Origin of the sequence: Mesorhizobium sp. M4B.F.Ca.ET.017.02.2.1, assembly GCF_003998955.1 — a bacterium.
Classification (GTDB): domain Bacteria; phylum Pseudomonadota; class Alphaproteobacteria; order Rhizobiales; family Rhizobiaceae; genus Mesorhizobium; species Mesorhizobium abyssinicae.
Window position 1 is genome coordinate 1 of sequence record NZ_RZOF01000665.1, and the last position, 809, is coordinate 809.

At 68.6% G+C, this 809-nt stretch carries 1 protein-coding gene; it reads left to right on the plus strand.

Annotated features, from left to right (window positions below; all coding sequences use genetic code 11):
- The first annotated feature begins 250 nt into the window (after positions 1-250).
- Positions 251-688 (plus strand): terminase family protein, encoded by a 438-nt coding sequence (locus EN738_RS34710; protein WP_348629124.1) that lies wholly within the window; start codon positions 251-253, stop codon positions 686-688.
- The last annotated feature ends 121 nt before the right edge of the window (positions 689-809 follow it).

An 809-nucleotide genomic window follows, 5' to 3' on the forward strand; every position in this document is an offset into this window, starting at 1 on the left:
GGCCCCAGCTCATCCACGGTTTAGGCTACCTGAGGGGTGACGGGCTCTCGACCGCCGCCACGGATCAGGCAAGCACCTGGTCCGTGGCACCCCTCAACAATGCACGATTCCAGACACACAAGGGGTGTTCCAGCTTGACGCCGGCGTCCGCAAAATCACTGCCGCCGTGTTCCTTCGCGCACCCCTCATCCGTCTCGGCGCTGAGCGCCGATCCACCTTCTCCCACAAGGGGAGAAGGGAAAGGACCGCCATGTCCCGACACGTCACCTTCATGACCATCGACGACGCCGAGCACTACACGCCGGCCGAGCGCGCGGCGATCATCGCCGCCTATCCCGAGCATGAGCGCGAGGCGCGGGCGAAGGGCGTTCCGGTGCTGGGCTCGGGCCGCATCTTTCCGGTGCCGGAGGAGATGATCGCCTGCGAGCCGTTCCGGCTGCCGCGCTGGTGGCCGCGCATCGGCGCGCTCGATTTCGGCTGGGACCATCCCTCGGCCGCGGTCGAGCTCGCCTGGGACAGCGAGGCCGATGTCGTCTACGTCACCAAGGCGGCGCGCGCCTCGCAGCAGACACCGGCGATGCAGGCGCTCGCCCTGAAACCCTGGGGCGAATGGCTGCCATGGGCATGGCCGCGCGACGGCCGCCGCGAGACGCTGGAAGGCGCAGGCACCGCGCTCTGCACGGCCTGAACATGCTCGGCAACCACGCCCGCTTCGCCGACGGCTCGGTCTCGGTCGAGGCCGGGCTGATGGAGATGCTCGACCGCATGCAGTCCGGCCGCTTCAAGGTGTTTTCGACGCTGCTCGACTG

What these genes read in the sequence shown, in the direction of transcription:
- EN738_RS34710 (WP_348629124.1), top strand. Translation starts at nt 251, where the DNA reads ATGTCCCGACACGTCACCTTCATGACCATCGACGACGCCGAGCACTAC.